This is a genomic window from Draconibacterium halophilum (assembly GCF_010448835.1).
In the GTDB taxonomy this organism is placed as follows: domain Bacteria; phylum Bacteroidota; class Bacteroidia; order Bacteroidales; family Prolixibacteraceae; genus Draconibacterium; species Draconibacterium halophilum.
This window is the reverse complement of record NZ_CP048409.1, coordinates 3,501,610-3,527,196: the sequence shown is the minus strand read 5'-3', so window position 1 is coordinate 3,527,196 and position 25,587 is coordinate 3,501,610. Positions and strand designations below refer to the sequence as shown.

General features: G+C 34.4%; 31 protein-coding genes and 1 tRNA gene. 2 read left to right on the top strand and 30 right to left on the bottom strand.

What is annotated here, in order from left to right; all coding sequences use genetic code 11:
• Positions 1-95: 95 nt before the first annotated feature.
• From G0Q07_RS14235 to G0Q07_RS14220, 4 genes are all read right to left on the bottom strand, one after another.
• Positions 96-302: a hypothetical protein gene (locus G0Q07_RS14235; RefSeq protein ID WP_163347271.1), complete on the bottom strand. Its 207-nt coding sequence runs from the start codon at positions 300-302 to the stop codon at positions 96-98.
• A gap of 56 nt (positions 303-358) precedes the next feature.
• Complete coding sequence (locus G0Q07_RS14230; RefSeq protein ID WP_163347269.1) at positions 359-769, bottom strand: hypothetical protein; 411 nt, start codon at positions 767-769, stop codon at positions 359-361.
• 197 nt (positions 770-966) lie between these two features.
• A complete protein-coding gene (locus G0Q07_RS14225; protein ID WP_163347267.1) occupies positions 967-1,479 on the bottom strand; it encodes an SPFH domain-containing protein in 513 nt (170 codons plus the stop codon).
• A 162-nt stretch (positions 1,480-1,641) separates the two neighbouring features.
• Positions 1,642-2,484, bottom strand: coding sequence for a hypothetical protein (locus tag G0Q07_RS14220; protein ID WP_163347230.1), 843 nt, complete (start codon positions 2,482-2,484; stop codon positions 1,642-1,644).
• Positions 2,485-2,696: 212 nt separating this feature from the next.
• Here G0Q07_RS14220 and G0Q07_RS14215 point away from each other — a divergent pair.
• Positions 2,697-3,829, top strand: a protein-coding gene (locus tag G0Q07_RS14215; protein WP_394366525.1) for an IS3 family transposase whose coding sequence is annotated in 2 segments (ribosomal slippage) — positions 2,697-2,958 and positions 2,958-3,829 — 1,134 coding nt in all. Because the reading frame shifts where the segments join, the coding sequence is not laid out codon by codon here.
• A gap of 68 nt (positions 3,830-3,897) precedes the next feature.
• On the opposite strand, the gene G0Q07_RS14210 is transcribed toward G0Q07_RS14215, so the two are convergent.
• Positions 3,898-4,266: a hypothetical protein gene (locus tag G0Q07_RS14210; protein WP_163347263.1), complete on the bottom strand. Its 369-nt coding sequence runs from the start codon at positions 4,264-4,266 to the stop codon at positions 3,898-3,900.
• A gap of 243 nt (positions 4,267-4,509) precedes the next feature.
• On the opposite strand from G0Q07_RS14210, the gene G0Q07_RS14205 reads away from it, so the two are divergent.
• Positions 4,510-4,656, top strand: a complete 147-nt coding sequence (locus G0Q07_RS14205; RefSeq protein ID WP_163347261.1) for a hypothetical protein — start codon at positions 4,510-4,512, stop codon at positions 4,654-4,656.
• On the opposite strand, the gene G0Q07_RS14200 is transcribed toward G0Q07_RS14205, so the two are convergent.
• From G0Q07_RS14200 to G0Q07_RS14080, 25 genes are all read right to left on the bottom strand, one after another.
• Positions 4,640-4,831, bottom strand: coding sequence for a hypothetical protein (locus G0Q07_RS14200; RefSeq protein WP_163347259.1), 192 nt, complete (start codon positions 4,829-4,831; stop codon positions 4,640-4,642). The genes G0Q07_RS14205 and G0Q07_RS14200 overlap by 17 nt on opposite strands.
• A 195-nt stretch (positions 4,832-5,026) precedes the next feature.
• Positions 5,027-5,497: a hypothetical protein gene (locus tag G0Q07_RS14195; protein WP_163347257.1), complete on the bottom strand. Its 471-nt coding sequence runs from the start codon at positions 5,495-5,497 to the stop codon at positions 5,027-5,029.
• Between the two features lie 382 nt (positions 5,498-5,879).
• Positions 5,880-6,290, bottom strand: a complete 411-nt coding sequence (locus tag G0Q07_RS14190; RefSeq protein WP_163347254.1) for a hypothetical protein — start codon at positions 6,288-6,290, stop codon at positions 5,880-5,882.
• 10 nt (positions 6,291-6,300) lie between these two features.
• On the bottom strand, positions 6,301-6,738 hold the full coding sequence (locus tag G0Q07_RS14185) for a hypothetical protein (RefSeq protein ID WP_163347252.1): 438 nt from the start codon (positions 6,736-6,738) through the stop codon (positions 6,301-6,303).
• 174 nt (positions 6,739-6,912) lie between these two features.
• A complete protein-coding gene (locus G0Q07_RS14180; protein ID WP_163347250.1) occupies positions 6,913-7,206 on the bottom strand; it encodes a hypothetical protein in 294 nt (97 codons plus the stop codon).
• 188 nt (positions 7,207-7,394) lie between these two features.
• Positions 7,395-7,467: transfer RNA gene (locus G0Q07_RS14175), tRNA-Gly, on the bottom strand.
• 215 nt (positions 7,468-7,682) lie between these two features.
• Positions 7,683-8,387, bottom strand: coding sequence for an endonuclease domain-containing protein (locus G0Q07_RS14170; protein ID WP_163347248.1), 705 nt, complete (start codon positions 8,385-8,387; stop codon positions 7,683-7,685).
• A gap of 178 nt (positions 8,388-8,565) precedes the next feature.
• Positions 8,566-9,258 (bottom strand): RloB family protein, encoded by a 693-nt coding sequence (locus tag G0Q07_RS14165; protein WP_163347246.1) that lies wholly within the window; start codon positions 9,256-9,258, stop codon positions 8,566-8,568.
• Entirely contained in the window at positions 9,251-10,567 is a 1,317-nt protein-coding gene (locus G0Q07_RS14160; protein ID WP_163347244.1) for an AAA family ATPase, read from the bottom strand. The genes G0Q07_RS14165 and G0Q07_RS14160 overlap by 8 nt, the downstream gene beginning before the upstream one ends.
• Before the next feature lie 257 nt (positions 10,568-10,824).
• Positions 10,825-11,676, bottom strand: a complete 852-nt coding sequence (locus G0Q07_RS14155; RefSeq protein ID WP_163347236.1) for a hypothetical protein — start codon at positions 11,674-11,676, stop codon at positions 10,825-10,827.
• Positions 11,677-11,854: 178 nt separating this feature from the next.
• Positions 11,855-13,180: a DUF6794 domain-containing protein gene (locus G0Q07_RS14150; RefSeq protein WP_163347242.1), complete on the bottom strand. Its 1,326-nt coding sequence runs from the start codon at positions 13,178-13,180 to the stop codon at positions 11,855-11,857.
• A 227-nt stretch (positions 13,181-13,407) separates the two neighbouring features.
• Complete coding sequence (locus G0Q07_RS14145; protein WP_163347240.1) at positions 13,408-14,526, bottom strand: TlpA disulfide reductase family protein; 1,119 nt, start codon at positions 14,524-14,526, stop codon at positions 13,408-13,410.
• 36 nt (positions 14,527-14,562) lie between these two features.
• Entirely contained in the window at positions 14,563-15,003 is a 441-nt protein-coding gene (locus tag G0Q07_RS14140) for a tetratricopeptide repeat protein (RefSeq protein WP_163347238.1), read from the bottom strand.
• A 209-nt stretch (positions 15,004-15,212) separates the two neighbouring features.
• Positions 15,213-16,064 (bottom strand): hypothetical protein, encoded by an 852-nt coding sequence (locus tag G0Q07_RS14135; protein ID WP_163347236.1) that lies wholly within the window; start codon positions 16,062-16,064, stop codon positions 15,213-15,215.
• Between the two features lie 247 nt (positions 16,065-16,311).
• On the bottom strand, positions 16,312-17,007 hold the full coding sequence (locus G0Q07_RS14130) for a hypothetical protein (RefSeq protein ID WP_163347234.1): 696 nt from the start codon (positions 17,005-17,007) through the stop codon (positions 16,312-16,314).
• A gap of 219 nt (positions 17,008-17,226) precedes the next feature.
• The gene (locus G0Q07_RS14125; RefSeq protein WP_163347232.1) at positions 17,227-18,318 is read right to left on the bottom strand and encodes a type I restriction enzyme HsdR N-terminal domain-containing protein; all 1,092 of its coding nucleotides are present in this window, start codon (positions 18,316-18,318) and stop codon (positions 17,227-17,229) included.
• 166 nt (positions 18,319-18,484) lie between these two features.
• Positions 18,485-19,327 (bottom strand): hypothetical protein, encoded by an 843-nt coding sequence (locus G0Q07_RS14120; protein ID WP_163347230.1) that lies wholly within the window; start codon positions 19,325-19,327, stop codon positions 18,485-18,487.
• A 45-nt stretch (positions 19,328-19,372) separates the two neighbouring features.
• Positions 19,373-19,780 (bottom strand): hypothetical protein, encoded by a 408-nt coding sequence (locus G0Q07_RS14115; protein ID WP_163347228.1) that lies wholly within the window; start codon positions 19,778-19,780, stop codon positions 19,373-19,375.
• A gap of 158 nt (positions 19,781-19,938) precedes the next feature.
• Positions 19,939-21,060 carry a tyrosine-type recombinase/integrase gene (locus tag G0Q07_RS14110; protein ID WP_163347226.1) on the bottom strand — a complete coding sequence of 374 codons (1,122 nt, stop codon included), beginning with the start codon at positions 21,058-21,060 and terminating at the stop codon, positions 19,939-19,941.
• A 101-nt stretch (positions 21,061-21,161) separates the two neighbouring features.
• On the bottom strand, positions 21,162-21,443 hold the full coding sequence (locus G0Q07_RS14105; RefSeq protein WP_163347218.1) for a hypothetical protein: 282 nt from the start codon (positions 21,441-21,443) through the stop codon (positions 21,162-21,164).
• A 75-nt stretch (positions 21,444-21,518) separates the two neighbouring features.
• Complete coding sequence (locus G0Q07_RS14100; RefSeq protein WP_163347216.1) at positions 21,519-22,160, bottom strand: hypothetical protein; 642 nt, start codon at positions 22,158-22,160, stop codon at positions 21,519-21,521.
• A gap of 371 nt (positions 22,161-22,531) precedes the next feature.
• On the bottom strand, positions 22,532-23,866 hold the full coding sequence (locus G0Q07_RS14095; protein WP_203532553.1) for a DUF3570 domain-containing protein: 1,335 nt from the start codon (positions 23,864-23,866) through the stop codon (positions 22,532-22,534).
• A 14-nt stretch (positions 23,867-23,880) separates the two neighbouring features.
• A complete protein-coding gene (locus tag G0Q07_RS14090; RefSeq protein ID WP_203532552.1) occupies positions 23,881-24,096 on the bottom strand; it encodes a DUF4266 domain-containing protein in 216 nt (71 codons plus the stop codon).
• Positions 24,097-24,098: 2 nt separating this feature from the next.
• A complete protein-coding gene (locus tag G0Q07_RS14085; protein ID WP_246222905.1) occupies positions 24,099-24,995 on the bottom strand; it encodes an FAD:protein FMN transferase in 897 nt (298 codons plus the stop codon).
• A gap of 89 nt (positions 24,996-25,084) precedes the next feature.
• Positions 25,085-25,543 carry a thioredoxin family protein gene (locus G0Q07_RS14080; protein WP_163347209.1) on the bottom strand — a complete coding sequence of 153 codons (459 nt, stop codon included), beginning with the start codon at positions 25,541-25,543 and terminating at the stop codon, positions 25,085-25,087.
• Between the last annotated feature and the right edge of the window lie 44 nt (positions 25,544-25,587).

Below are 25,587 nucleotides of genomic sequence, written 5' to 3'. Positions count from 1 at the left end.
GAAACCCGAAAGAAACTGTATGGCAATTTCTTCAAAAAGAAGCGTATTGTAAGGTTTTTGTTCTTTAGGTTTAGCATTAGGTATTATGAATATTATTAGCCTTTATAATCGCCCCAGAATGAAAAAATGACATGATCCTCTGTTATTGCTGTTAATTCTTCGGCAAATTTAAATTGAATGCCTTTGTTTTCATCTTTAAGACTCAATAGTTCACCATCTATGATATCTTGATATTGAATAAACATGCGATCATTGCCATTAAAGTCTAATTTGATTTTTCTAATGAATAGTAATTTTTTCATAGTTGTAAATTTTTATTCCTACATCAACCAACACGATAGTGTTGTTAAGTTTTAAGTTATGGGACGCTTGCTGAATCGGTTTTTTGATAACGTATTGAATCTACTTGGTTTAAATTCTGATAATTTTTTTCAGATTCTATTTTATTTTGTTCTTGGTATGACGATTGGGTTATATCTTTCTGCTTATTTGCCGGGGAATCCGTATCACATTTTTTGATTACAAATGGGGTAATTGCTACAACCAGTGCGATTACTGTTGTAATTATCCATTTTGCGTGTTTCTTAATAAATGGCTTTGGTTTTTCGATTAAGTAAATCTTACCACCTACATTCTTGGTGATAATTCCACGCCTGACCATTTCGTAAAACTCAGCTTTATTTTGCTTATAGAACGTCAAATTTGACTTCACATCAAATTCATTATTAGCGAATCTTTCCTTTATTATTTTGGTTATTTTCTTATCCATTTTTCTTTCCGCTAGATTCCACTTCCCCTTTATCTACCACCATACTGTTTAAACTGAATGATAACGGTTTGTGTAAGTTTTGTAGCGGATTTGCGTGCGGTTATCCGTCCGATAGGAACGGATAATTGGGCGTGAATCCAACGTTGGAACACCCACCGAACCCGCTATTAAATTTACACTGTGTTACATGTAGTTTTTTATTTATTTATTATTTCAATATCAATTGATTTTATTAAAACTCCGGTTTTCAAGCGAGTCTTAAGAAATTCCAATATTTCTTTCCCTGCCTTATTCTGGTCTAATTCATCAAATGTGTAATATCCTGTTATTTCTCTTGCTGCAAATCTTATTTCTGGTATTAACTCATATCTTAAATAATCTAAGGGGATTGGATTTGAAAGCTTTGAGATATTAGAAATAGCTTCTCTGTTAAATTGATACTTTGTCGATATCTTAATGTCATATTTCTTACCATGCTTTGAATAGACGTTACAATCTTGTTCGAAATTCTGTTCAGTAAGCGTATAAATTGTAATTATTGACAATCTGTCTTTCGAATAAACACCTGATTCTAATAGTTTAAATTCCAAATTGGAATCTCGAACAATTCCCAATTCTCCTTGCTCAATTTTAATTTGATTTTTTTCTTTAGTCTGTGCGTTAAGACTGCAAGAAAATAATATTGAAAGTATTACTAAAATAGTTCTCATTTGTGTTCTCTTCAAAATTACATGTAACGGTTGGTACATGTTGTCGGGGCGGATTTCGGAGAGCGTTCCTGTCCGAAGGACACGGAACTGCGATGCGAGAATCCGCAGTTGGCGTACCGCCGAACCCCGCCCTGCAATATGTACCGTGTTGTGTGGCGTATTTTATTCATTTAGCATCTCCCTAAATATTTTAATTGGGTAAAAATCTCGTATTTTCAGAATTATGTCATCCAAACTACTCGTATTTTGAATCTCCAAATTGGTAATTTTTGACTTGCTATATATTTTAGATACTTTGTTTTCAATATCGTACAAGAAAATATTTGTGGAAGTTTCTCCTAAATAATTTAAATTGCTTTTACACTTTTCCGTTGTGATAAATTCATTATTCTCAATGAACGAAATTAAATATTCATCTTTTTCAAATCTTTTTGTGTATGAATTATATAAGGTGGTGAAAATCATGCAAAGTATTATTATTACTGTCACCATCGGTATTGAAATATTTAGCATTTTTTTGTCAGACATAATCTCCGTCAGATAAATGAAATACACAAAATATGCTGGTATGAAAAGTAACTTATTTGGAAGATAACCTATAAAAAAGACTCCAAGTAGTGCGATTATAAATTTACTGCCAGTTAGTCCATTTTTAAATGGTTTTTCAAATAAATCAGTAATCCTTGCTTTTTGGGTTTTATCTAAACGCAAATAGTAAAAGAATTTTTTCCTTATGATTAGTACGATTCTCTCATAAATTGTCCAAAAAATCGAAAAGACTATGAAAAAAAATATTTCATAAATTAATATTATTAACACTATCTGAAAAATATATTCAAGTGGGAAATACACCAAATCTGGAATAGACAGGTAATTAAAAACAGGAATGTTGAAGCTTTTATAATAAAGATAATAGTTAACAAAGCTGATTGAATAAATAATTAAGAGAGTAATTGAAATATTCTCTTTAGTGAAAAATCTAAATATCTTTTTTAAATCATCCATGTCTTTATTTGTCAATATGCACCAACCAATTTGTGGAGTAGTCTTTTAAAAGAAATGATTTCTATTTACGGAGATATAACTAATATCGATATTGTTCTCTATTATAAATATTTCATTCTCAAAATTGAACTTTATGTTTGTTGTGTAAGCTTCCCCAAAAACAGGACAGTTTAAAAGTAGACAAATAAACGTTAATTTTGAACTGTTAAAAGATGAAGAAGAAAAGATTTACACCACAGCAAATCTCCTCCATTTTGAAGGAGTACGAGAACGGCAAAAGCGTAGAAGAAATTGTTCGAGACCATGGCGTTAGCCGAGCCTCCTTTTATAAATGGCGTCAACGTTTTGGTGGCATGGAAGCCTCTGAGTTAAAAAAGCTCAAGGCACTTGAAGAGGAGAACCGCAAGTTAAAAATGATGTATGCTGAACAAGCCCTGGATTTAAAACTTGCCAAACAGATTATCGAAAAAAAGCTTTAAAGCCTTGTGAAAAACGAGAGATTGCAAAAGAAGTTTGCAAAGTTCCAAAAGTAGGCATCCGCAGGGCGTGCCGTGTACTAAACATCAGTCGTTCGGTTTATTATTATGAATCGATAAAAGATGATGCTGAGATAATTGAAGCACTTACCATAAAAGCGAAAGAGCACCCAACCGAAGGTTTTTGGAAAACCTATGGCCGATTACGCCTGGAAGGTCATGACTGGAACCACAAGCGGGTATATCGGGTTTATTGCATGATGAAGCTAAACATGCGAAGGAAAGTAAAGAAAAGGCTCCCTGCCAGAGTTAAGCTTCCTTTGGTAATTCCTGAAACCATCAATCATTGCTGGTCGATTGATTTTATGCACGATGCACTTGAAAACGGGCGGAAGATAAAGAGTTTTAATATCATGGACGATTTTAACCGAGAAGCACTTCATGTTGAACTTGACCATTCGATTCGAAGTAATAAAGTAGTTTATGTTTTGAACCACTTAATAAAGCGTAGAGGCAAACCAATGAAAATAAGGATGGATAATGGTCCTGAGTTTATTGCAGAACTTTTAAAAGAATGGAGTGAACTTCAAGGAATAGAACTTTTATATATTCAGCCAGGAAAGCCAACGCAGAATGCTTTTGTGGAACGACTAAACGGAACATACCGCAGAGCGGTACTGGATGCTTACCTGTTCCAATCGCTGGATGAAGCCAGAGATGAAACAGATAAATGGATATTTGATTACAACTATAAAAGGCCGCATGATTCACTGGGGGGAATGACTCCCATAGATTATGCCAATAAAATGAAAAACCAAAAGCTAAAAAGCAAAGAAAATGTGATTCATGAACCTGTCAAGGGTATATAAACGACTTCGCTCACTCAGTCGCCCTTGACAGAACCAAAAATCACACTGAAAAGGCTTTTAGAATTTGGTTATAAAAAAGAAAATAATCTATTTTTAGATAGTCCTAAAAAGGGGAAGCTTACAGTTGGATTAAAGTTAATCTCGAAATAATGTGACGTATAACCATTTCTATCTGAGCCAGGAGGATAAGCTAATGCTCTAATTGAAATATTCCCAGAAATCTCACATCCAGTCGGTGAAAACAAAAGATGAAATTTATCGTCCTCAATATTAATTGTATGCAGAGAAAAATGTTCAATTTTAATTATTTCATATTCACCATTGGTTGTATTCCATTTTCCATTAATTTGATTTTCAATTTTTTCACGTAATGTGCGCTCAATTTTTTGAGTATAATCACTTAAGATTTTCGTTGATTCATTAGTACTATAATTCATATCATTTTATTCTTTGGTATCAATTTGATGTCTTAGATTGTCGATTTTCTTTTGTTTAATATGCCACACAACGGTTACCTGTATGTAATGCGCTTGATTAAAGTCTGTATCATTTCATACTAACCGCAGAGTTAATTAAAATAATGTTTTATCACCGTACTACAACACCAAGCGTGTTATATACAGATTGTTATAGGGCGGTTTTTTAATTTTGTCATGTCAGAACTAAAAAAAGAAAAAACAATGGAACAGAAAAGGAAAGATGCTTATGAAGAGATATTTCCAATTCTGAGTGGTCTCTCGATTAGTGCTATTGAATTATTACTCGATGAATTAAAGACACTAACCCGCAATTGCCCTATTGACTCATCTTCTAATCCGTTTCGTTAGTGTTTATGAATACAGTTTTAGTTGTGAAATATTCAACAAACTTGTCATCTTCATTTTTTACTGTCATTCGTATTAAACTACCATCTGTTCTATGCTCTATTGATGCGATTTCTGATGTGTTTAAGATTCGTTTTCCATGAGGTGTGTGAACTGTAATAAATTCAGGTGTTTTCATAATTTATAAATTTTAAAGGTTAATAGTCATGCGTATATATAATTTTATAGAAGATATTTTTGAACGATTTGCAGACTTCCTTGGTGACTTTTATTTCTCAAGAGACCACCAATCTTTCTTAGGTTTTATAATCAGAGGAACAATAGTCGCTATAATGTTTGTGATTCCCATAATGACTCCTGTTTTGTTGTTTGTTTATTTAATGCAATAGTTTTGTATTACAAATAAAATAATTGTAGCTGCAAGTATAATTGCAGTTGTAACAAATGCTAATATTGCCTGATTTCCTCTAAACCAAACCCCATTTAAAATATTGTCTATCTTTTTAGCTTCTTTCTTAGATAATATCGCAAAGATTTCAATGTCTTTGTTTTCTGTATCTATGTATTTTATGATGTGCGTGTAACTGAAGTTTTTGTTTCCTGAAAACTCGTGACATCTAAAGTCTTTTTTGTTTTTAGGTTGTTTTATTTGCCCAAATATCTTGATTGGAGCTGATACAGATAACTCTTTGTTTTCTATTGTCAGGATGCATTCTATGTTTTTTGATTCTATTATATCTTGATATGTTCCGTTTATTTTCATTACACGAAAATATTTGTTATTAGTTTTGTCAAAGTCGCCACAACTCCAATGAATAGTGTCGATAAAAACACTTGCTGCCACATGACTTTATTTGCAATCACATATGGGAGGTTGGGAAGAATGTCTTGGTATAATTTATTATCTCTATGTACTTTTATGTAGATTATTATAAAAGTCAACACTGCTTCAATAAATATAAAGCCACCGCCTTTATTTATAATAATCAACCAGTCGTGTCGTTTTGCACTAATTATTCCAATAACAATTCCTACGACAAGTCTCAACAGCCCCTAAGTGCTGCTTTTGCGTATTTATTATTTTGTCTATGTGGTTCGTACATGGTGCTTTTTAAAGTGTTATTTTCAAGGTGAGTATCTTTGTTTCATGAAAGAAGAATTAAATGACAAGGGATATTCCTTCAAGTGGATATACGACAGCAGTGGCAAATGCATAGGTGGCAGATTTACTTATGAGATTCCAGATATTGACTCATTCGACGAAGAAGGTCAAGACGATAATCCTCGGGAAAATATCTAAAATCAAAATTTCTTATTTTGCCATCATTTATCTCTTCCTTTATGTAATTGTTGAATTTCTCACGAGATTTATCCAGTATCTCGTTTATTTTATATTTATCGCTTGCATCGTATTTTCCGCACGTTTCGTAGTCTTTGTTTGAATACATTTCAAACGTGCGTATATTGTTTCGAGTTGGTCTTGCAGTCCATCTAGTTGCAAGTATTTTTTTACCATCCCGTGTTCCCCTAATTGTCAAGTCAAATCCGAACTGAAATGTAATTCGCGTATTTTCTTTAATAAAGTCTGACACTTCCGAAGTAGACCCTATCCCGCTTTCTATTTCTATAAATTCCATATTATTTAGTTTAGTTTTTAAGCCCCGTTAGTTTGGATAGAAAGTCATTTGCCTTTATTAGCAGTTCTTCGTCATCGGAGCTATAATTAAACCTCTGCCTGTATTTAATGTGTGTTGTTTTGAAAAACATTACAGTAATTGATTTTTTACTCGGAGGCGTGATAAGCGAAATTACTGACACAGCAATAATACTTAATGGGAAGTAAAGCAACGCCCACCATTTAAAAGTCATAAATAAGATTATAGACAATGTCAACCATAAAACAATCATTGGATACGTGCTATGCAAAAACCACTTCGGCTGCATGATTACCTCAAATTTGTTTCGTTCGTGTTTAAAATGAGACATCTTGGCAGATAAGTCGTTTAAAGTAAACCTTATTTTACTGTAAACACCAGAAATAATTAAGATTGTTGCTGATATTATTAATGCAGTTTGTTGTTCCATCGGTAGGCTTTTTTATCGGTTGATTTTTAGTGTTGTATTTTTGTTGTATGAAAAAAATTATAAACACATATTCAGAAATTGTTTCTTGGATTTGTCACATCAAGATAGTTGAGAGATGTTTACCCAATACTAGTCGTTGGATTATTGGAGCATTGCCGCGCCCATATCTACATATCAGTTCCAAACAATATAAATGATATATTTTTTTGATTCTTTCATTTCTCCGCTACCGATTTGCTCATTTTTGCATTTCATGTTGTTTATAAACTCTTTTATTAAAAATTCTTCTGCATTGTCAATAACATTTCTTTCGTTAGACCAACCAAGTTCTTCGTAGTTTGAATATTCGTCTTTGTATTTGTTGTCAAACCTGTCTTTCATCTGTTGACCTGTTTTGCCTATTTTAAATGATTTTATATTTTTAATTTTCTCTTCTACTTGGTTTTTGATTTCGGTGAATGTTGCCATGTCATTATTTTTTAGTTTAGTTTTCGCGTTTATTCATTTTAAACTGCCCTATAGCAGTATTGTAGGTGTTATAAAAAACGTTTATCTTTGTTTCATCCGTGTTAGGCACACAGATATTTTTAAAAATATTCAAAGCAGCACTTTTCCAAGTGTTGCTTTTTGCCTAGTGCCTTATTTGTAATTGAGAGTAAACGCAGTGGGACTCGAACCCACATCTCCGTGTTAGGCAAACTCGTGTTCTATCCATTGAACTATGCGTCCTGTGTCTCTACTCTCTACAAATCATTTAAAGCATCTTTTTATTTCATTTATCGTCGTGTTTTATTTCAAACTGCCCTATAACGGTCACTTGTATGTGGTCGGGCGGTCCCGATGCAATCGGGAGTGTCAGACCCGCAGGAAAGTAGGCACAAGGTCTGACTTGTCAGACCGCTAAAACCCCCGCCTGCCATATACAATTTGTTGTAAGCTGGCTTTTATATCCATTTTTTAATTTCATTTATAATTTCATCAATATTTTCATTAACATCTTTTCCCGTATATCTCAAGACTTTAAATCCCAATTCTTGAAGTTTTCTGTCAATACGCTTGTCTCTTTGAGCTTGTTCTTCTGTCCTTTCGTGATAAGTATGTCCGTCCGTGTAAATGCATAATTTAACATCACTTTTCTCAATATAAAAATCAACAACAGTTAGAACTTCTCTAAAATTGTTTTTAGGGTTGTCGTATGATTTCCCTGCAATTGAAATGCTTTCGCCTCTCCAATTTAGAGTATATTGGGTTTGAAATCGAACATACTCTTTGTTTAATGCAAGAAATAATTTTCTTTCTAGAGGACTTTGTAAATCAAAAATACAAGTCAGACAATGATTTGTTAGTTTGTAATTACAATTTTGACAAAGTTCATCGTTAGCATAATGTTTGTCAAGAATGTTTGCTTTGCCGTTAGTAATATTTAGCTTTTCAGCAGTCGTTGTCGATTCTATTAGTTCCGAAATTTTGTCTCGGAAATTGATTAATTCGTTTATCCCACAACGAAAAGTTTTACTCCATTCCTGTCCCTTCTCAGTTACAGAAATAAGATATTCAGTCACATAATTTTCTTCATTGTCTGAATTATCAATTCGATAACTTTTACTCAGTGTTTTGATTTTTTCAATTTCGATTGGGATTTTTGCCATAGTCTATTTTAGTTTTTGTTTTTTGTTCAAGCTTGCTTACAACGTTAAATTGTATGAGTAGTGGCAGATTGCGTGGTACTTTCCTGTCAAACCGCTAAGCAGTTTGAGCGGGTTACAAACCTCGATATTTAGTACTTTCCCTGCCATTACTTATACAAAATGTTGGCAATAGTACTTTCTACTTTCTAGAATTCTCATTGAGGAATTTGACAAGTTCATATACTAATGTCACGGGATTTTGTTTGTGATAGTCCAAGTGTGATTGAGACTTAAAAAGTTTGTCAGCTCGTTTTATCGCTTCTTCCTGTGAAGCACTTATGTCAGACTCTAGTCTAGCATAAATGTTTTGGCAGAATTCATACGATTTACCAATTTTTTCATAATTACAGTTCCATAAATCCCCCAATGTTTTATAATAGAATTTACGATGGCTTGCTTGGTCTGTGAAATTATAATGCAAATAGAACCACAACTCAAAAGCATCATTTGAGTATGCTATGTTATAACCTTTTGCTTTACCACTTATTATTGCATTGTCAAAATCTGCTAATTCTTTTTCACCTTGTTTTATATCCATATCAAAGACACACCAGACTTCATCATATTTCTTTTTGCTATTAGCAATAATAGATTCAGTCATTTCAATCAACTTAAGCTTACTTTGTCCACCTAAATCGATTGCTTCTACCGTCAATGTTAATACAGGAAATGATTCAAAATATAACTTTTCAGCTTGTCCTTCTCCGACAATTAAAATTGTCTTGTTTGGCTCCTTGACCTCTATCTCATATACCGAAGGTTTGACTTTCTTTAACCAAGCCTTTTGTGCTCTTTTATCAGTAACTTTTATCGCTTTCGTTTTCTTAGGCATTGTCTTCAAAGTTTAAAAGTTTTTTAAAATCACCTAAGAATGGGATTGCGCCATATTTACCATTGATATAATCCTTTTCAAAAGAAGCTGTATTTCTAATTCCTTTAAATTTGACTAAAGAGTATAAATGACTAGCACCATATTTATCCTTTTCAACAAATTCAATTTGGTCTCTACGTAGTATATCTGCTGATAACAAATTTGTGTCGTGAGTAGTGAAAATTAATTGAGAACTCAGGTTGTTCTTTGAATTAAACAATTCAATAATCTTTTTAGTCAGCAATGGATGGAACCTCGCATCGAATTCATCAATAATTAATGGTCTATTTTCTTTCAATGCTTCAAATACAAAAGGGCTTAGTTCAAACAACTTTAGAGTACCTTCGGATTCCATCATTCTAAAAGGAAAAGGTTCATTCTCTAAAAATTCAAGATTTTCATCATATTTTTTTCTTGTCGAAACAACCAGCTTTGTTTTTTTATCCTTTTCTGAGTTAGTGTTTTCTGTTTCTGATTCTTTTGAAGAACCTTCTGATGGGACGTCAAAGGTATCTATATCTTCAATACCAGTATCACCGTATTTCAAGAAATTAATAATATATTTCTTCCTTTTTTCATCACTTAAAGAATCACCAGCATATGAAAAGAGTCCACTATGTCCTAAACCATTAATCACAAAAATTGATGCAATATTATCAGTCAGTTGTTTTGATAATTTCCCAAACCCCAGAGAAGAGATACTCGATAGGAATAAGGAGTTGTTTCTAAAAATCTCATTGTCAGTAGAACTATCGTCAAATAAACTTACTAGTTTGTTCCCTTCACTAAAGTTGGTTTTATCAATTTCAATGATTTCTTGATTTTCTCTAATGAAATAAGCAAGCTCTCGTTCACCTGGTTTAGCATAAAGCCATTCTGCGAAAACCTTGGTATCATCCAGTTCAAATCCATACCTATATCTAACATCGCCAACCCAAAAGATTAATTGGAAAAAACTTGGTTCGTTCTCTGTCTCTGTAGAAAGTCTAAATGGTTCAACCAAATTTAAAATTTCCTCATCTTTAACAGATTGCCGAATAATGCGAATAAAAGTTACAAAAGCTTTTACAATATTACTCTTCCCACACGCATTGGCTCCGTAAACTGCTTTTGATTTAAGAAATGAAGCATCCTTATATTTTGAATCTGTAATAATATTACTTTCATCAATAGATTCATATTTTGATTTTATTTTAGCGGATGCAAGATTTAAGGTTTGAATATCCTTAAATGACCTGAAGTTTCCGAAACTAAATTCTTGAATAATCATTTTTCTTATTTTAAAATGTGCATTTATTTTGCAAATATACACATAAGAACTGACATATTCAATTGCACGGTGCTTTTTTAGTATTATTGCCAACGGTCACTTGTAAGTTGTCGTTGCGGATTTCGGAGCTCGTTCCTGTCCGGCAGGACGGAACGATGTTGCGAGAATCCAGCGAACGACACACCACGAACCCCGCAATGCAATTTACAATTTGTTATGCGGTCGTATTTTTTCTTTATTTTATTGATTTTTAGCATTTAATAATATTCGTATTCATATTTTTCAATTCTCCAATCTTCAAGTTGGTAGTCAGTATTTATTGCATTGTCAATATCAATACTTTCAATTGAATCGTTGTCCATGTATGTGTAGTCGTATGAATAGTAATATCCATTAAAATTTATAACATATTCCCAAACGGTTGTTTTTCTTTTTATTCTTCCTTTTTCGTCATATTCATAGGAGTTTGTGTATTCATTGTGATTTTCAGCGTCTTCCACCTTGTAAATGTCGCATGATAATATATTCCATTTTGAGTCATATTTGTAACGATATTCGGAAACTCCAGATGATGAGTAATCATAGATTACCAAAGTGTCAAGTCCCATTTGATTTTTATAAAATGTCTTTATTCTTCCTATGTTTCCACTGTCATCAAATCTCCATGTTTCTTTTTTGAGGAAACCATTATTGTCGTACTCGTAGATGTATGATTGACTTGAATATTCACCATGTTGCACCATTTTAGTACATTGGTTTTTTTCGTTGTATTCATAGGTGTAACGATAATCTAATGAGCTGAAACTGTATTCTTTTTTTTCTATCAATAGATTATTTTCATCGTAAAAATATTCTTCTTTGTCTCTGTTAAAATAATTTCCATTGTCTTGATTAAAAATGTATTTCGTTAAAAGTCCGTTTGAGTCATATTCCCAGCTTTTTTCGATAATTGGAACACCATAAACATCTCCGTATTTATAAGGATATGTTTTAATGGTTTTACTTTTTAGATTAGTTTCCTGTGGAGTTTCATTTTCATCTCCAAAATCTTCTTTCTCACATGAAAATGCGATGAAAAGAATAAATGCAATAAAAATTAGTTTTTTCATATTTGAGAATTCGTTAGTTTGTCTTTTTTAATATGCCGCATAACGGTTAGTATATGCAATGTAGGCGATTGCGGGCTTCAAACCTATCAAACTGATATGATTTTGAAGCGGGCTACAACCGTTGAATTTACTACCATTTCGCCTATTTTGTATATACATTGTTAGTGCCCGTTTTTTTTTACAGTTTCAACTCAGTATTAGGTAATTGTAATTTCAATTTTTCCTTTTGTTCTTCTGTTAAATTATTTCTTGTAAGGTTTAGATATTCCAATCCTTTCAATTTAGTTATTTCTTCAGGAATAATTGATATCTCACTATACCACATTGTCACTCGTCTCAATTTTTTTAAGTATTCCAATTCCATCGGAAAACTCTCAAAACTATTGTAACACAAATCAATATTTGTAAGATTTATTAAATCACCTGATTTTAAATTCAATGATTCAATATTATTGCTAAACAACCTTAAATAATCAAGGTTAGATAAGGATTTGACACCTTGTGGTATTTCGGTTAATTGATTTTCATCCAACCACAATTCAGTTATTTGAGTGAGGTTTCTTATACTATTGGGAATCTCGGACAATTCATTTTCTGATAAATCAAGTTCACGTAAGCTTTTTACATCAACTAATAAATTAAATAATGTATCTAGATTGATATTAGGACATTCGGTTATCATTAATTCATTCAAGCTTTCTATTTTTTTAATTTCAAGAGGTAGTTTTGTAAGACTATCTCCTGATATCCATAATTTTTTTAATCTCGATAAATCGCCAAGATTTGATGGATAATCATTAATCCGATTATCAAAAAGATATAATTCTGTAAGATTCTGATAATTTGCTAATGAATTAAAAGCTTTATGAAAATCTAAATTTGGACAGTCTTCAATAGTTAATTTACTTAAATTACTAAATTTATTCAGTTTCTTGGGTAATTTGGTATATCCAATAAGTTCAATATCAATAATACTATCAGTATATAATAAAGCTGTGTCAATATTTGTATACTTTCTATTTCCAATTGTTTTAGCTTCGAATCGCAAAGAAGTTTGTTTAGCGTTAGTACTTTTCCAATATGCTTTATATTCCTTTATTTGTTTTTTTAATTCAACGTCTTTCCCTGTCAAATACCTATGATAAGATGTCAAGATGATACCACTCATATCATCAGGATGATATATTCCTTTATCTTTAAAATATACTTGTAGTCTTGAACCACTCCATAATCCCCAATTATTTCTCATCCACATCCCAAATCCCAAATGAGCATTACCACAAAATTCATTTTCTGTCCAAGACTGAACCTTGGTTTTTATAGAATCATTCCAAAATCCATCTATTTGAATAAAACAATCATTCAAATCTTTGGGAATATAAATTCCGTTTATTGAATCACTGGAATAAATATCTATTTTCAATGAATCAGCTGCAGATTGGCTGAATCCAATCAGGTTGACCAAGACTAAAAGAAAACAAAATATTAAAAATCGTTTATTCATTTCTGTAAATGTTCATTTAAATGGGCACTAACGGTTTGGCTATGTGGAGTGCGGGACTTTGAAACGCTTCACAGTCAGGCTGCCACTGAGCCAATTCGTTTATTCCTATTTTTGTTTTTATAGCCAAATCGTCAAAGATGAATTGGCGGTATTGATGCGAAGAACTGCGGTTGATTTACCCGCTGAACCCCGCATTACATATAGCTTTTGTTATGGGGTGTTTTTTGTCATTCATATAGTTCAGTTATTTTTTTATATAATTTTTCACCTTTTAAATCTTTTGCAATAATATTTCCATCTTTATCCAAAAGAAGATTTGAAGGGACTGAGGTAATAACATATTTCTGGGCAATTTCATTTTTCCAACCTTTTAAGTCCGAAACATGAATCCAGTTTAAATTATCTTCTCGAATGGCATTAATCCAGTTTTGTTTCTTTGTATCTAAAGAAACAGCAATAATTTCAAATCCCTTTTTATTAAATTTATTGTATGCTTCTTTAAGGTTTGGATTTTCGGCTCTGCATGGTCCGCACCAACTTGCCCAAAATTCAATCAACAAGTAATTACCCTTAAAAGAATCTGTACTTATTAATTCCCCTGTAGTGTCAGGCTGTGTAAATGAAACAGGTTGGGACAAAAAATCTTTTAATTCAAATAATTGATAATGAATCTCTTTTCCAACAGAGTGTTGTTTAAGTTTATCTGAAATAATATCAAACAACTCAATTGTGTTTTCTTCGTTCCTTCCATCGTCATATATAATTGATAGTTGGATTAAACTCTCAAATGAATCGGGGTGTTTTCGAATAAAATTAATACGATGATTTAGAATTTCTTTATCTAATAACGCACGTTCAGCGTACAATTCTTTGATTCTTATTTCATCTTTTTGTTTTCTTGCCACACGGATAGAATCCCAGATTTCTTTATTTGTCTTATATAGGCTTGTTAATTCAATTTTTAACGAATCCAAAAGTTTATTGTCTGCAGAACCCGAAATCGTTGCTTTCCAGATTGAATCTGCATTTCCATCAATAGTCAACATAGAATTACAATCCAAAATAAAATGTTTCCATCCCTTAGTGTTTTCAACTAATACTGAATAATAATTTGGTTCGTCTAAATTCCCATGAAATTGAAATTTTCCATTTTTTACAATACAAGAATCTAATAACTCAACTTTTGAGCCACTTGACAACCCACCTCCTCTTTGTGTTATGTAAACCTTTTTGCCATCAGCGTTGGTCAAATATCCTTTGATTATAAATCCATCAGGTTTCTGACAATTTATTAAAAACAAAATTAATATACTTAATACAAAAAGTTTAAAACTAATATTTCTCATTTTCCTTTTCTAAATTTTAGTTTCTATGGAGTGTTTTTATAATTCTGACGGTTTTATTCCAAGCATGAATAAAGTTTCTTTGTCTGTCTCGCAACCAAGTTCCTTTGCTTTTTTTAAATCTTCTTTTGCCGAATCTTTACTGAAAGGAGGCTTTTTCTCTGGAGTTCCTTCCTCTTTTTTTGCATTGTAAATTGAACATTGTCCAACTAATTCAGCTTTGGCAATTCCTCTTTGCTTATATGCATTCCCATTCTCCGAATTAAGTTTAATTGATTTGTCAAATTCTTTAATCGCTTCCTCATATTTTTTTGACTTAAGATACTCCATTCCTTTTTCGAAATGTTTGTCATTTGGCTGCAATCTGTTTAAATTATTGTAGCCTTCAATGCCATTAACCTCGATAGGATTAAAACTATGTTTCGCATGAATAGAACAAGCGAAAAGTAATAAACTGAATAGAAATGTTAGATGTTTCATGATTCTAAATTTTTAGTTTGTATTTGATTTTAAAATGCCCCATAACGGTCACTTGTAAGTTGTCGTTGCGGATTTCGGAGCTCGTTCCTGTCCGGCAGGACGGAACGATGTTGCGAGAATCCAGCGAACGACACACCACGAACCCCGCAATGCAATTTACAATTTGTTATGCGGTCGTATTTTTTCTTTATTTTATTGATTTTTAGCATTTAATAATATTCGTATTCATATTTTTCAATTCTCCAATCTTCAAGTTGGTAGTCAGTATTTATTGCATTGTCAATATCAATACTTTCAATTGAATCGTTGTCCATGTATGTGTAGTCGTATGAATAGTAATATCCATTAAAATTTATAACATATTCCCAAACGGTTGTTTTTCTTTTTATTCTTCCTTTTTCGTCATATTCATAGGAGTTTGTGTATTCATTGTGATTTTCAGCGTCTTCCACCTTGTAAATGTCGCATGATAATATATTCCATTTTGAGTCATATTTGTAACGATATTCGGAAACTCCAGATGATGAGTAATCATAGATTACCAAAGTGTCAAGTCCCATTTGATTTTTATAAAATGTCTTTATTCTTCCTATGTTTCCACTGTCATCAAATCTCCATGTTTCTTTTTTGAGGAAACCATTATTGTCGTACTCGTAGATGTATGATTGACTTGAATATTCACCATGTTGCACCATTTTAGTACATTGGTTTTTTTCGTTGTATTCATAGGTGTAACGATAATCTAATGAGCTGAAACTGTATTCTTTTTTTTCTATCAATAGATTATTTTCATCGTAAAAATATTCTTCTTTGTCTCTGTTAAAATAATTTCCATTGTCTTGATTAAAAATGTATTTCGTTAAAAGTCCGTTTGAGTCATATTCCCAGCTTTTTTCGATAATTGGAACACCATAAACATCTCCGTATTTATAAGGATATGTTTTAATGGTTTTACTTTTTAGATTAGTTTCCTGTGGAGTTTCATTTTCATCTCCAAAATCTTCTTTCTCACATGAAAATGCGATGAAAAGAATAAATGCAATAAAAATTAGTTTTTTCATATTTGAGAATTCGTTAGTTTGTCTTTTTTAATATGCCGCATAACGGTCACTTGTAAGTTGTCGTTGCGGATTTCGGAGCTCGTTCCTGTCCGGCAGGACGGAACGATGTTGCGAGAATCCAGCGAACGACACACCACGAACCCCGCAATGCAATTTACAAAATGTTAGCAACTGGGCTTTGATTTAATTAACAAAAAAAATGAGGATATATTAATACCCTCATTCTACACAAATATTTTTATTGCATTTATTTAAATTCAGCTTCTGTCGAAACATCCAATCTATCTGCAACATCGTCAAAAATAGATTCATTGCTGCTTTCACTAATTATAATCACTCCGTCATTATTTACCGTTGCATTGTCCAGGCGAGTTGCACTTATAACACTAAACCATACAGAAGGGTCGAAAACAATACTTGCAATTGCGGTTTTATTACTTTCAACAATGGTTCCATCCGACTCAGCCTCGAACACCTCACCTGAATTAAACCTGAATTCAATTGGCGAAGAAGTCCCATCTGTCCTTTGATAAGTACCTTTCATTAATATACATGGTTGACTATCTTCGTCTCTTAATTCAACTCCGAGATATACAGATGTATATTCACCGGCAGGAATTATAATATCATCCAAAGATGGCTCGGCAATCCCGGTAGCAAAATTAATTTTAGAAAATCGTTCAATTGACTTACTCACGGATGCTTCTCCTTTTATATCTCCGTCAAATACAATTTCACTAACCCAGACATATCCTTCATTAAAGGTTAGTTGAGCAGATGTAATATTACTGCTACTTTTTTCAGTTACTCCATTTTTTATTTTTGCTGAAATTTTTAAGGTAGCATCTCCACTTAAGTCGTCTTTGTCGCATGCAACAAATGCAACTGAAATTGATAATAATACAATTAGAAATTTAAGCCTCATCTTCATTTTTCTTTTCATTTTAATTTCTTTTTAGTCCATTTTTACAAATAAACGATTTTTTTTAGAGATTGTTGCCACAGACAGTTTTAGCCTTGTTGCTAACGGTTGGTACATGTTGTCGGGACGGATTTCGAAGAGCGTTCCTGTCCGTAGGACACGGAACTGCGAAACGAGAATCCGCAGTTGGCGTACCACCAAACCCCGCCCTGCAATATGTACTGTGTTAACAACTGGCTTTTATTCAATTTCTTCAATTTTAAATCCTAATTTTCTTCCTAAACTCACGATGTTGTCAATATTACCTTTTCCCCATTGTGTCGAAACAACAAATTTCACATGGTCTGAACTTGTTAAAATTTCGTCTTTCCCGGTGAAATGTCTTTTGTCTGATTTATTTGCATATTTTGTCTCAACGTGGTCAAGTCTGTTAATTACGCCAATTGAACCTTGGAAATCATCCCTAAAAATGTTTTTTAAGCTCATAAAATCCGTCGGTTTATTTCTCAAATACGCTCGAACTAATTCCAAGACAAACCTATTTTTCCCAAGTTTTTGTCCTGTCCCGTTGATTATGTATTTTGTTTTGTCCCTTGAACTATTCGTTACCGGTTTTTCAAAAATTCCTGATTGTATTTCTGGCTGTCCAATTATCTCCTGATTTTGATTTGAAATGTTTATTGAAATTTCATTTAAAACACTGTCAATTAGCTCGCTGTCGTATTGATTTAAAAAGTCTTGCTTAATCAATTTTTTCACTTCTTTTTCGTAGTCCGCTGACAAGATTTTTTGTGCCAATATTTTTTTATCAGTTCGGCGATTTATCTTTTTGAGTGAGTTTATTGTGAACGATTTTAATGATTCAAAGCTGAAACTTTCTTTACTAAACAACTCGACGAATTTAGCTCCTTTGGGATTATTCTGTTCAAATTCAATCGTTTCAAGTAAAACGGGGTCGTCGTGGTTTGCTAAATCACCGTCATAAAATACTTGAATGACTTGACCAATTAGAATTCCATATTGAAGTCTCAATTGGCGCATATATGAGAATAATTGTTGTTGGAAATTTGTATTTAAAGGTAGGTTTGGTTGTTTTATTTCAATTACAAAAAGGTTTCTTTTTTCCGATGAATTAATTACAAAGTCTGGAGTTATTCTGTTTGATGCTCCAATTTGAAATGAAGGTCGGATTTGAATATCACCCAAATATTCTTTCCAATCTAAAACTCTCAATGCTTGAATTACATTTTTTTCAAAATCACTTTCACTAATGTCAGACCGAATATTTTCGGAGAGCAGAAAGCAGATTTCATTCCATTTTTCATTATTCATCGTTGTCGTCTTTTTTTAAGCTTGTTGTTAACGGTTGGTACATGTTGTCGGGGCGGATTTCGGAGAGCGTTCCTGTCCGAAGGACACGGAACTGCGATGCGAGAATCCGCAGTTGGCGTACCGCCGAACCCCGCCCTGCAATATGTACCGTGTTGTGTGGCGTATTTTATTCATTTAGCATCTCCCTAAATATTTTAATTGGGTAAAAATCTCGTATTTTCAGAATTATGTCATCCAAACTACTCGTATTTTGAATCTCCAAATTGGTAATTTTTGACTTGCTATATATTTTAGATACTTTGTTTTCAATATCGTACAAGAAAATATTTGTGGAAGTTTCTCCTAAATAATTTAAATTGCTTTTACACTTTTCCGTTGTGATAAATTCATTATTCTCAATGAACGAAATTAAATATTCATCTTTTTCAAATCTTTTTGTGTATGAATTATATAAGGTGGTGAAAATCATGCAAAGTATTATTATTACTGTCACCATCGGTATTGAAATATTTAGCATTTTTTTGTCAGACATAATCTCCGTCAGATAAATGAAATACACAAAATATGCTGGTATGAAAAGTAACTTATTTGGAAGATAACCTATAAAAAAGACTCCAAGTAGTGCGATTATAAATTTACTGCCAGTTAGTCCATTTTTAAATGGTTTTTCAAATAAATCAGTAATCCTTGCTTTTTGGGTTTTATCTAAACGCAAATAGTAAAAGAATTTTTTCCTTATGATTAGTACGATTCTCTCATAAATTGTCCAAAAAATCGAAAAGACTATGAAAAAAAATATTTCATAAATTAATATTATTAACACTATCTGAAAAATATATTCAAGTGGGAAATACACCAAATCTGGAATAGACAGGTAATTAAAAACAGGAATGTTGAAGCTTTTATAATAAAGATAATAGTTAACAAAGCTGATTGAATAAATAATTAAGAGAGTAATTGAAATATTCTCTTTAGTGAAAAATCTAAATATCTTTTTTAAATCATCCATGTCTTTATTTGTCAATATGCACCAACCAATTTGTGGAGTAGTCTTTTAAAAGAAATGATTTCTATTTACGGAGATATAACTAATATCGATATTGTTCTCTATTATAAATATTTCATTCTCAAAATTGAACTTTATGTTTGTTGGATTAAAGTTAATCTCGAAATAATGTGACGTATAACCATTTCTATCTGAGCCAGGAGGATAAGCTAATGCTCTAATTGAAATATTCCCAGAAATCTCACATCCAGTCGGTGAAAACAAAAGATGAAATTTATCGTCCTCAATATTAATTGTATGCAGAGAAAAATGTTCAATTTTAATTATTTCATATTCACCATTGGTTGTATTCCATTTTCCATTAATTTGATTTTCAATTTTTTCACGTAATGTGCGCTCAATTTTTTGAGTATAATCACTTAAGATTTTCGTTGATTCATTAGTACTATAATTCATATCATTTTATTCTTTGGTATCAATTTGATGTCTTAGATTGTCGATTTTCTTTTGTTTAATATGCCACACAACGTATTTGGAACCCAAAACATTGGGTTATATCTCTATTGTCGGGTTGGGTTATACGGCTAATATGGGTGTGTAACCCAACCTTTTTGCTAAAGTAGTTCATCTAATGGATTTTTAAAATTCTTAAAATTATGTTCCGTAACATGGGTGTAGCGTTGTGTGGTTTTAACACTTTCGTGTCCTAGCCAGGCTTGTATATAACGTATATCAACTCCTTGTTCAAGCTGATGCGTGGCAAAACTATGTCTCAGCATGTGCAGGTGCACGCGTCTTTTAATTCCGGCCCTGTAGGCTGCTGCTTTTAATAACTTCGAAATACTTTCTGCTCCGTACCGGCCTCCCGTTTGTCCTTCAAATAACCAAACTTTTGGTTTGTATTGGGTATAGTACTGACGTAACATTTCTAAAAGCTTGGGCGAAAGTTGAACGTAACGGTCTTTTTTCCCTTTTGCCCCCTTTATTTTTATCATCATTCGTTTCGAGTCAATATGGGTAATTTGCACATTAATAACCTCGCTTCTTCGCAAACCACAGGAGTAAATAGCCGAAAGCATTGTTTTATGTTTCAAATTTTTTGTGGCATTTAAAATGTCGCCTACCTCTTCTTTACTCAGTACATCCGGTAAAAGTGTTTCTTTTCTGGGCCTTTCTAATTCGTACACATGTCTTCCTTTTCCGAGAACTTTTTCGTAAAAAAATTTGATGGCATTTATTCGTTGGTTCTGCTCGCTAGTGGTTATGTCCCATTTGTTTATTAGTTCCAACAAATACGCATTTATCTCTTCAACCTGTAGTTCCGCTAAATCCCTCTCATCAAAATAATGCATAAAATCTTTGAAATAGGCCGAGTAAGTCTTGCCTGTACTCTTGCTGTATCGTTTTTGTTTTAAAAGTTCAAGATAGCCTTTGGGCAGCTTGGTGGCTAATCGGTGAGAATAGTCGCGCTTAGCTTTCTCCGAAACCTCAGGCCTGGTTTTTATTTTCAGCGCCGAATAATCAATATAAGCCAGTTCTCTGAATGCTTCGAAAAAATGGCTCAGGTTAAAATCCTCCCTTGCTATTGTCCAGCCTAAAAGCGTGGAACTCCACCGTGCTGCGAATAATTCTTTCAAACGGTTTGTAATCGCATGGTTGTGTGCGAACTTCACCAGAATAATTTCCTGTTGTTGGTGTTTCCCTGGTTCAAGCTTTATTTGCGGGCGAGTATTCAACGGTTTTAATCTTTTGGTAGCATAAATATATACATAATTCGGGTATAATGAGCTGTATTGTTGTTTAATAGCGTTTTAGATTGCGTTATTATATTTTTAGTTTAAGTGCCGTAACATGCTGATTGGGTGTTCTTTGCATGAGGCATGGAGTGGTTTTCGCTTCTGCTGGTGTTCAATTCACTTGTGGGCACGATCAATTCACAACTTGCCGACATGTTTTCACTGCTTTGCATCATGTTTTCATACAGTTCAGTCATGTTTTCATAAGGTGTGGAGTTGTTTTCACTGCTTGCTTCAATCAGATCACATCTTGTTGTTATCGAAATTTTACTTGCCAACATCTTTTCATCAACTCTGTTTAGCTTTTCATTTGTCGTCATCATCTTTTCACTGCAGGCCTGCTAAAAAATCCGGCTTCCGACAATCGTTTCGGAAACCAGATTATATTTTTCGTTAAATTAATCTACAATTGTACGTGCCCTTTCGTATTCCGAGTAAAATTCGGTGTTGGTAAACTTAAACCGGATCATCAGTTTATCGAGCGTGTTTTTTACTAAATCGTTGGCCGCATCAAAAAGTTCTTCCATCAAGGTCATGGCAGCAAAAGCCTGGTTGCGTACTACTCGTGGCTGGCCAATCTGTGTTTTAAAATCGTCAAGCGACGTTTCTGCTTCTACAATTAGCTCTTCGGTTAATCCGTAATCGGCCAGGTTCGACAACTCTTTACGCGCTTCATCAATTACCGGGGTCACAACAGCCTCAACATCGGTTTCGCGTATTTTGGTAATATCCGATTTGGTAAGGGCAATTTTTCCTGCCAGCTTCATATTGTCGGTAACAGCAGCATATGCCTGCAAAATTCCCGAGAGCGTTACCGCTTTTTCGATAAGGGCATTCAGTGATGCCGTTTTGTTGGCCGTTACAGCCTTGCTATTCAAAACTGTTTTTTCGTTTACATCGCTAATGCGCTGAATCAGTTCATCTAAATTGTTCTTGGTACTTAGCATAATCGGAATACTGCTCCATAATGTGCTGTTCGAGTCTAATGCTTCCTGCGTATTCAAAAACATCCTGAATTGATTTGTTTGAGTTTTGTTCATTTTTTAAATTTTAAAATTAGTATTTGATCTTTTGATTGATATCGACCATGAAGTTACGTTAAATACTACTTAAATGAAGAGGTAATTTATAAACGGTAGGTCTCAGGCAATAAGCGGTAGGTTCTGGCGAATAAACGGTTATTTTTAACTGTAAAATTTACCCCTTTGTCTGTCAACATCCCAATAAACTCGTGAAAAGCGTTGATGGAACGCAGTGCAGCAGCTGGTAACCGGCTCCCCTCGCGAGGGGAACTCCCGACAGGGAGAGGGGTAGCGAATTAAACAGCCATTCAGTTTTTAAAGCAAAAAAGCCCAGAGTTGCAAAGTTTTAAATTTTACAGCCCCGGGCTTTTTTTAAAAGTTACTATTGCTTAATCAACAACAAACTTCACCCCTAATGAAACCATCGATGCCGAGAATTCCGAGTCGCGGTCGTATTTATGGAATTTCAAATCGATACTTTTTAAACCCAGTTTCCAGATGTGGCTTTGGGTAAATACATCGGTGTAGCTAACACCAAAACCGTAGTTGTTGGCACTGAATTCCGATAGGTCGTAATCCGAAGTGTAGAATTCTTCTGTCGATAAATGCGCGTTGTACGGCGCAAAATAATCGGCTGCCGTTTGGTTGTAGAACCGGTACGACGGATAAATGGTAAACTTATCAGTTACCTTTACCGGAATCTCAATACTTGCCGTGTGCGATGTTATGCCCCAGTCATCAGTATAATACCGGTAGTAGGTGCGCAGCGTTATGCGGTGATTCACAAAATAGTTGAGCCGGCCACCCAATGCAATTTTAAAACGCGAGTCGGGAAGGCGTTCCACATCATCGGCCAAATGAAAGTTTTCGTAGAAAGAATCTTCTTTATCGGCAAAATAAATACGATGGTAGGGTGTCGACAGTAATCCATCCTGCAGAATAAAATCGGCCGAAACATAGCCAACCAGTTTACTCGACAGAATTTGCGACAGGCCAAGTCCCGCCGAATACGAGTTTCGCCCCTTACCCGGATGCTCGGTAAACGACGGATTGTAACCGGGAACAATGAGTTCGAACGTACTACCCGAAAAGTCATCTTCATCGTCCAGCATATAATCGTCTTCGTCGGGCTCATCATCTCCCGGTGGACGCAGCTCGATGGGGTAGATCAGGCTCCAGGTATCGAGGTACACATTTCCGTTCAGCGATAATTCCGTATTCTTTTCGTTAAACAACCAGGTACGGCCCGCACCAAAACCAAACGAGACATAATCAAATTCGGCAGAAACCGATAAATTGGCATTCCATAGCCGGTTTCGGTCGTCGGAACTGTGGCTGTAACTACCAACCACATTGCCCCACATATCCGATTTTGAGGCACCACTGCTGGCCACAAAAGGATCGGCAGGTTGTTTGCCGTCGAAAGGATTTATATTGCTCGACGAGGCTGAAGTGTAGGCCGAAATATTGGCGTTAATGGTCAGCACATCGTCGTCGTTTAACGGAACAGCTACAATAATTGTTGGCGAAACATCCTGTAATTCCTCGGTTCCACGGCCACCTGTAACAGCGGCATTCTCTCCATCCTGCTCGTAATAGTTCAGTAGAAAATCGATCTCGGTATGTTCCAGTACGCGTTTTTTGTATTCGCCCGCAGCGTTATCTTCCTGGGCACTTGCAACAAGTACTGAAGCAATAAATAATAAACTAAATAAATACTTCATATCTGAAATTGGATTTAATTGCAGCCGCATCCACCACCGGTTTTACCTCCGTTTGCTCCCGATGCCGCTTCGCGGTACGATTGAAAAGTAGTTTGAAATTTGTCGATCTTGCGGTTGGCCAGTGCCATATCCGGATCGTTTATATTTACTTTCTCGTACTCCTTTAGCACTGTACACGAACTGAAAAGCATTATGCCCAGTCCGGCCAGTAAAATGAATTTTTTCTTCATCGTCATTCTGTTTCGATTTTTATATTTTCTGATTGATGAATCGTTCCTTTATCATCAATGATTATACATTCTATTTGAGGCAGCTGGTTAATGCGGTCGAGGCCTACATCAATTCCCATCACAAAAACGGATGTTGCCAGTGCATCGGCCAGTTCGGCTTTTGGCGCAAATACGGTAGCACTAATAATACCATGTGCCGGATAACCGGTGCGCGGATCGATAATGTGTGTATACCTGATCCCATTAAATTTTACAAACTTCTCGTAGTCGCCCGAAGTAACAACTGCACTATTTTTAATGGGTAGCAGTGCAAAAGCCTTGTCTTTGTTCATCGGGTTGGTAATCGCCACCTTCCAGTATGTTCCGTCGGGTTGTTTGCCCCAGGTATTCATATCGCCCGATGCGTTGATTATCCCTGCACTCACGCCTTTTTCCATCAGCAGCGCTTTGGCTTTGTCGGCTGCATAACCTTTGCCAATGGCACCAAAACCAATTTTCATCCCTTCTTTTTTCAGAAAAACGGTTGAGGCACTTTTATCAAGCACAATATTTTTAAATCCAACTTTCGCCACTGAAGCTGCAATGGTTTCTTCCGAAGGCATCACTGTCATACTTCCATCGAATTGCCAGATGCGGTCCATCGAGGCATAGCTGATATCGAAAGCGCCGTCGGTTAATTCCGAAATACGAATGGCCCGCTCGATTAAAGCAAATAACTCAGGAGATACTTTTACCGGTTGAACTCCGGCATTGTTATTTATTGCCGAGGTTTCTGAATTGGCATCCCACGATGAGATCAGTTTTTCGATGCGTTTAATCTCCGAAACTGCCAGATCGATATATTCGTTTCCTTCCTGCTCGTTAGTGGCAACCACAGTAATATCAAAGCGGCTTCCCATAAGTTTTAGTGTTTGCTTGTAAGCTTGCTGACTAAAACCCGAAATTCCGAGAGACACTAAAAAAAGTAGTATTAAAAAACGGCGAACCATTAGTTCACAAAGGTTTCAAGATGTTTGATGTATTCGTTGGGCGACAGTTTTTTGTAGCCTGTTTCGCCCAGCACCTTTCCGGTTTTATCCAACACCACCACCAGCGGAAAGAAGCCTTTGGTATTGTATTTCTCGGCCAATGCTTTGTTGGCTTTTACCTGCTCGCTGTCGGGCTGGTTCTTTTTCTTTCGCGGAAAATCGGCATTGTAAAGTACAAAATGTTCTGCTGAATAGTTTTTAAATTCATCCGAACTCCAAATCTCGTTCTCCAGCTTCATACACGGGGCGCACCAATCCGATCCCGAAAATACCAGGATAATGGGTTGGTCTTTTGCTTTTGCTGTTTGTAATGTTTGCTGAAAATCGGTTTGCCAATTTTGACCAAACGAGATACCCGATAGAATAAGGGTAAGTAGAAAAGTCAATGAGGCACGCTTCAAAAATTGTTGTTTGCTCATTGTTCTATATTGTTAAAATTATCGAAACATCTGGATAATTCGAT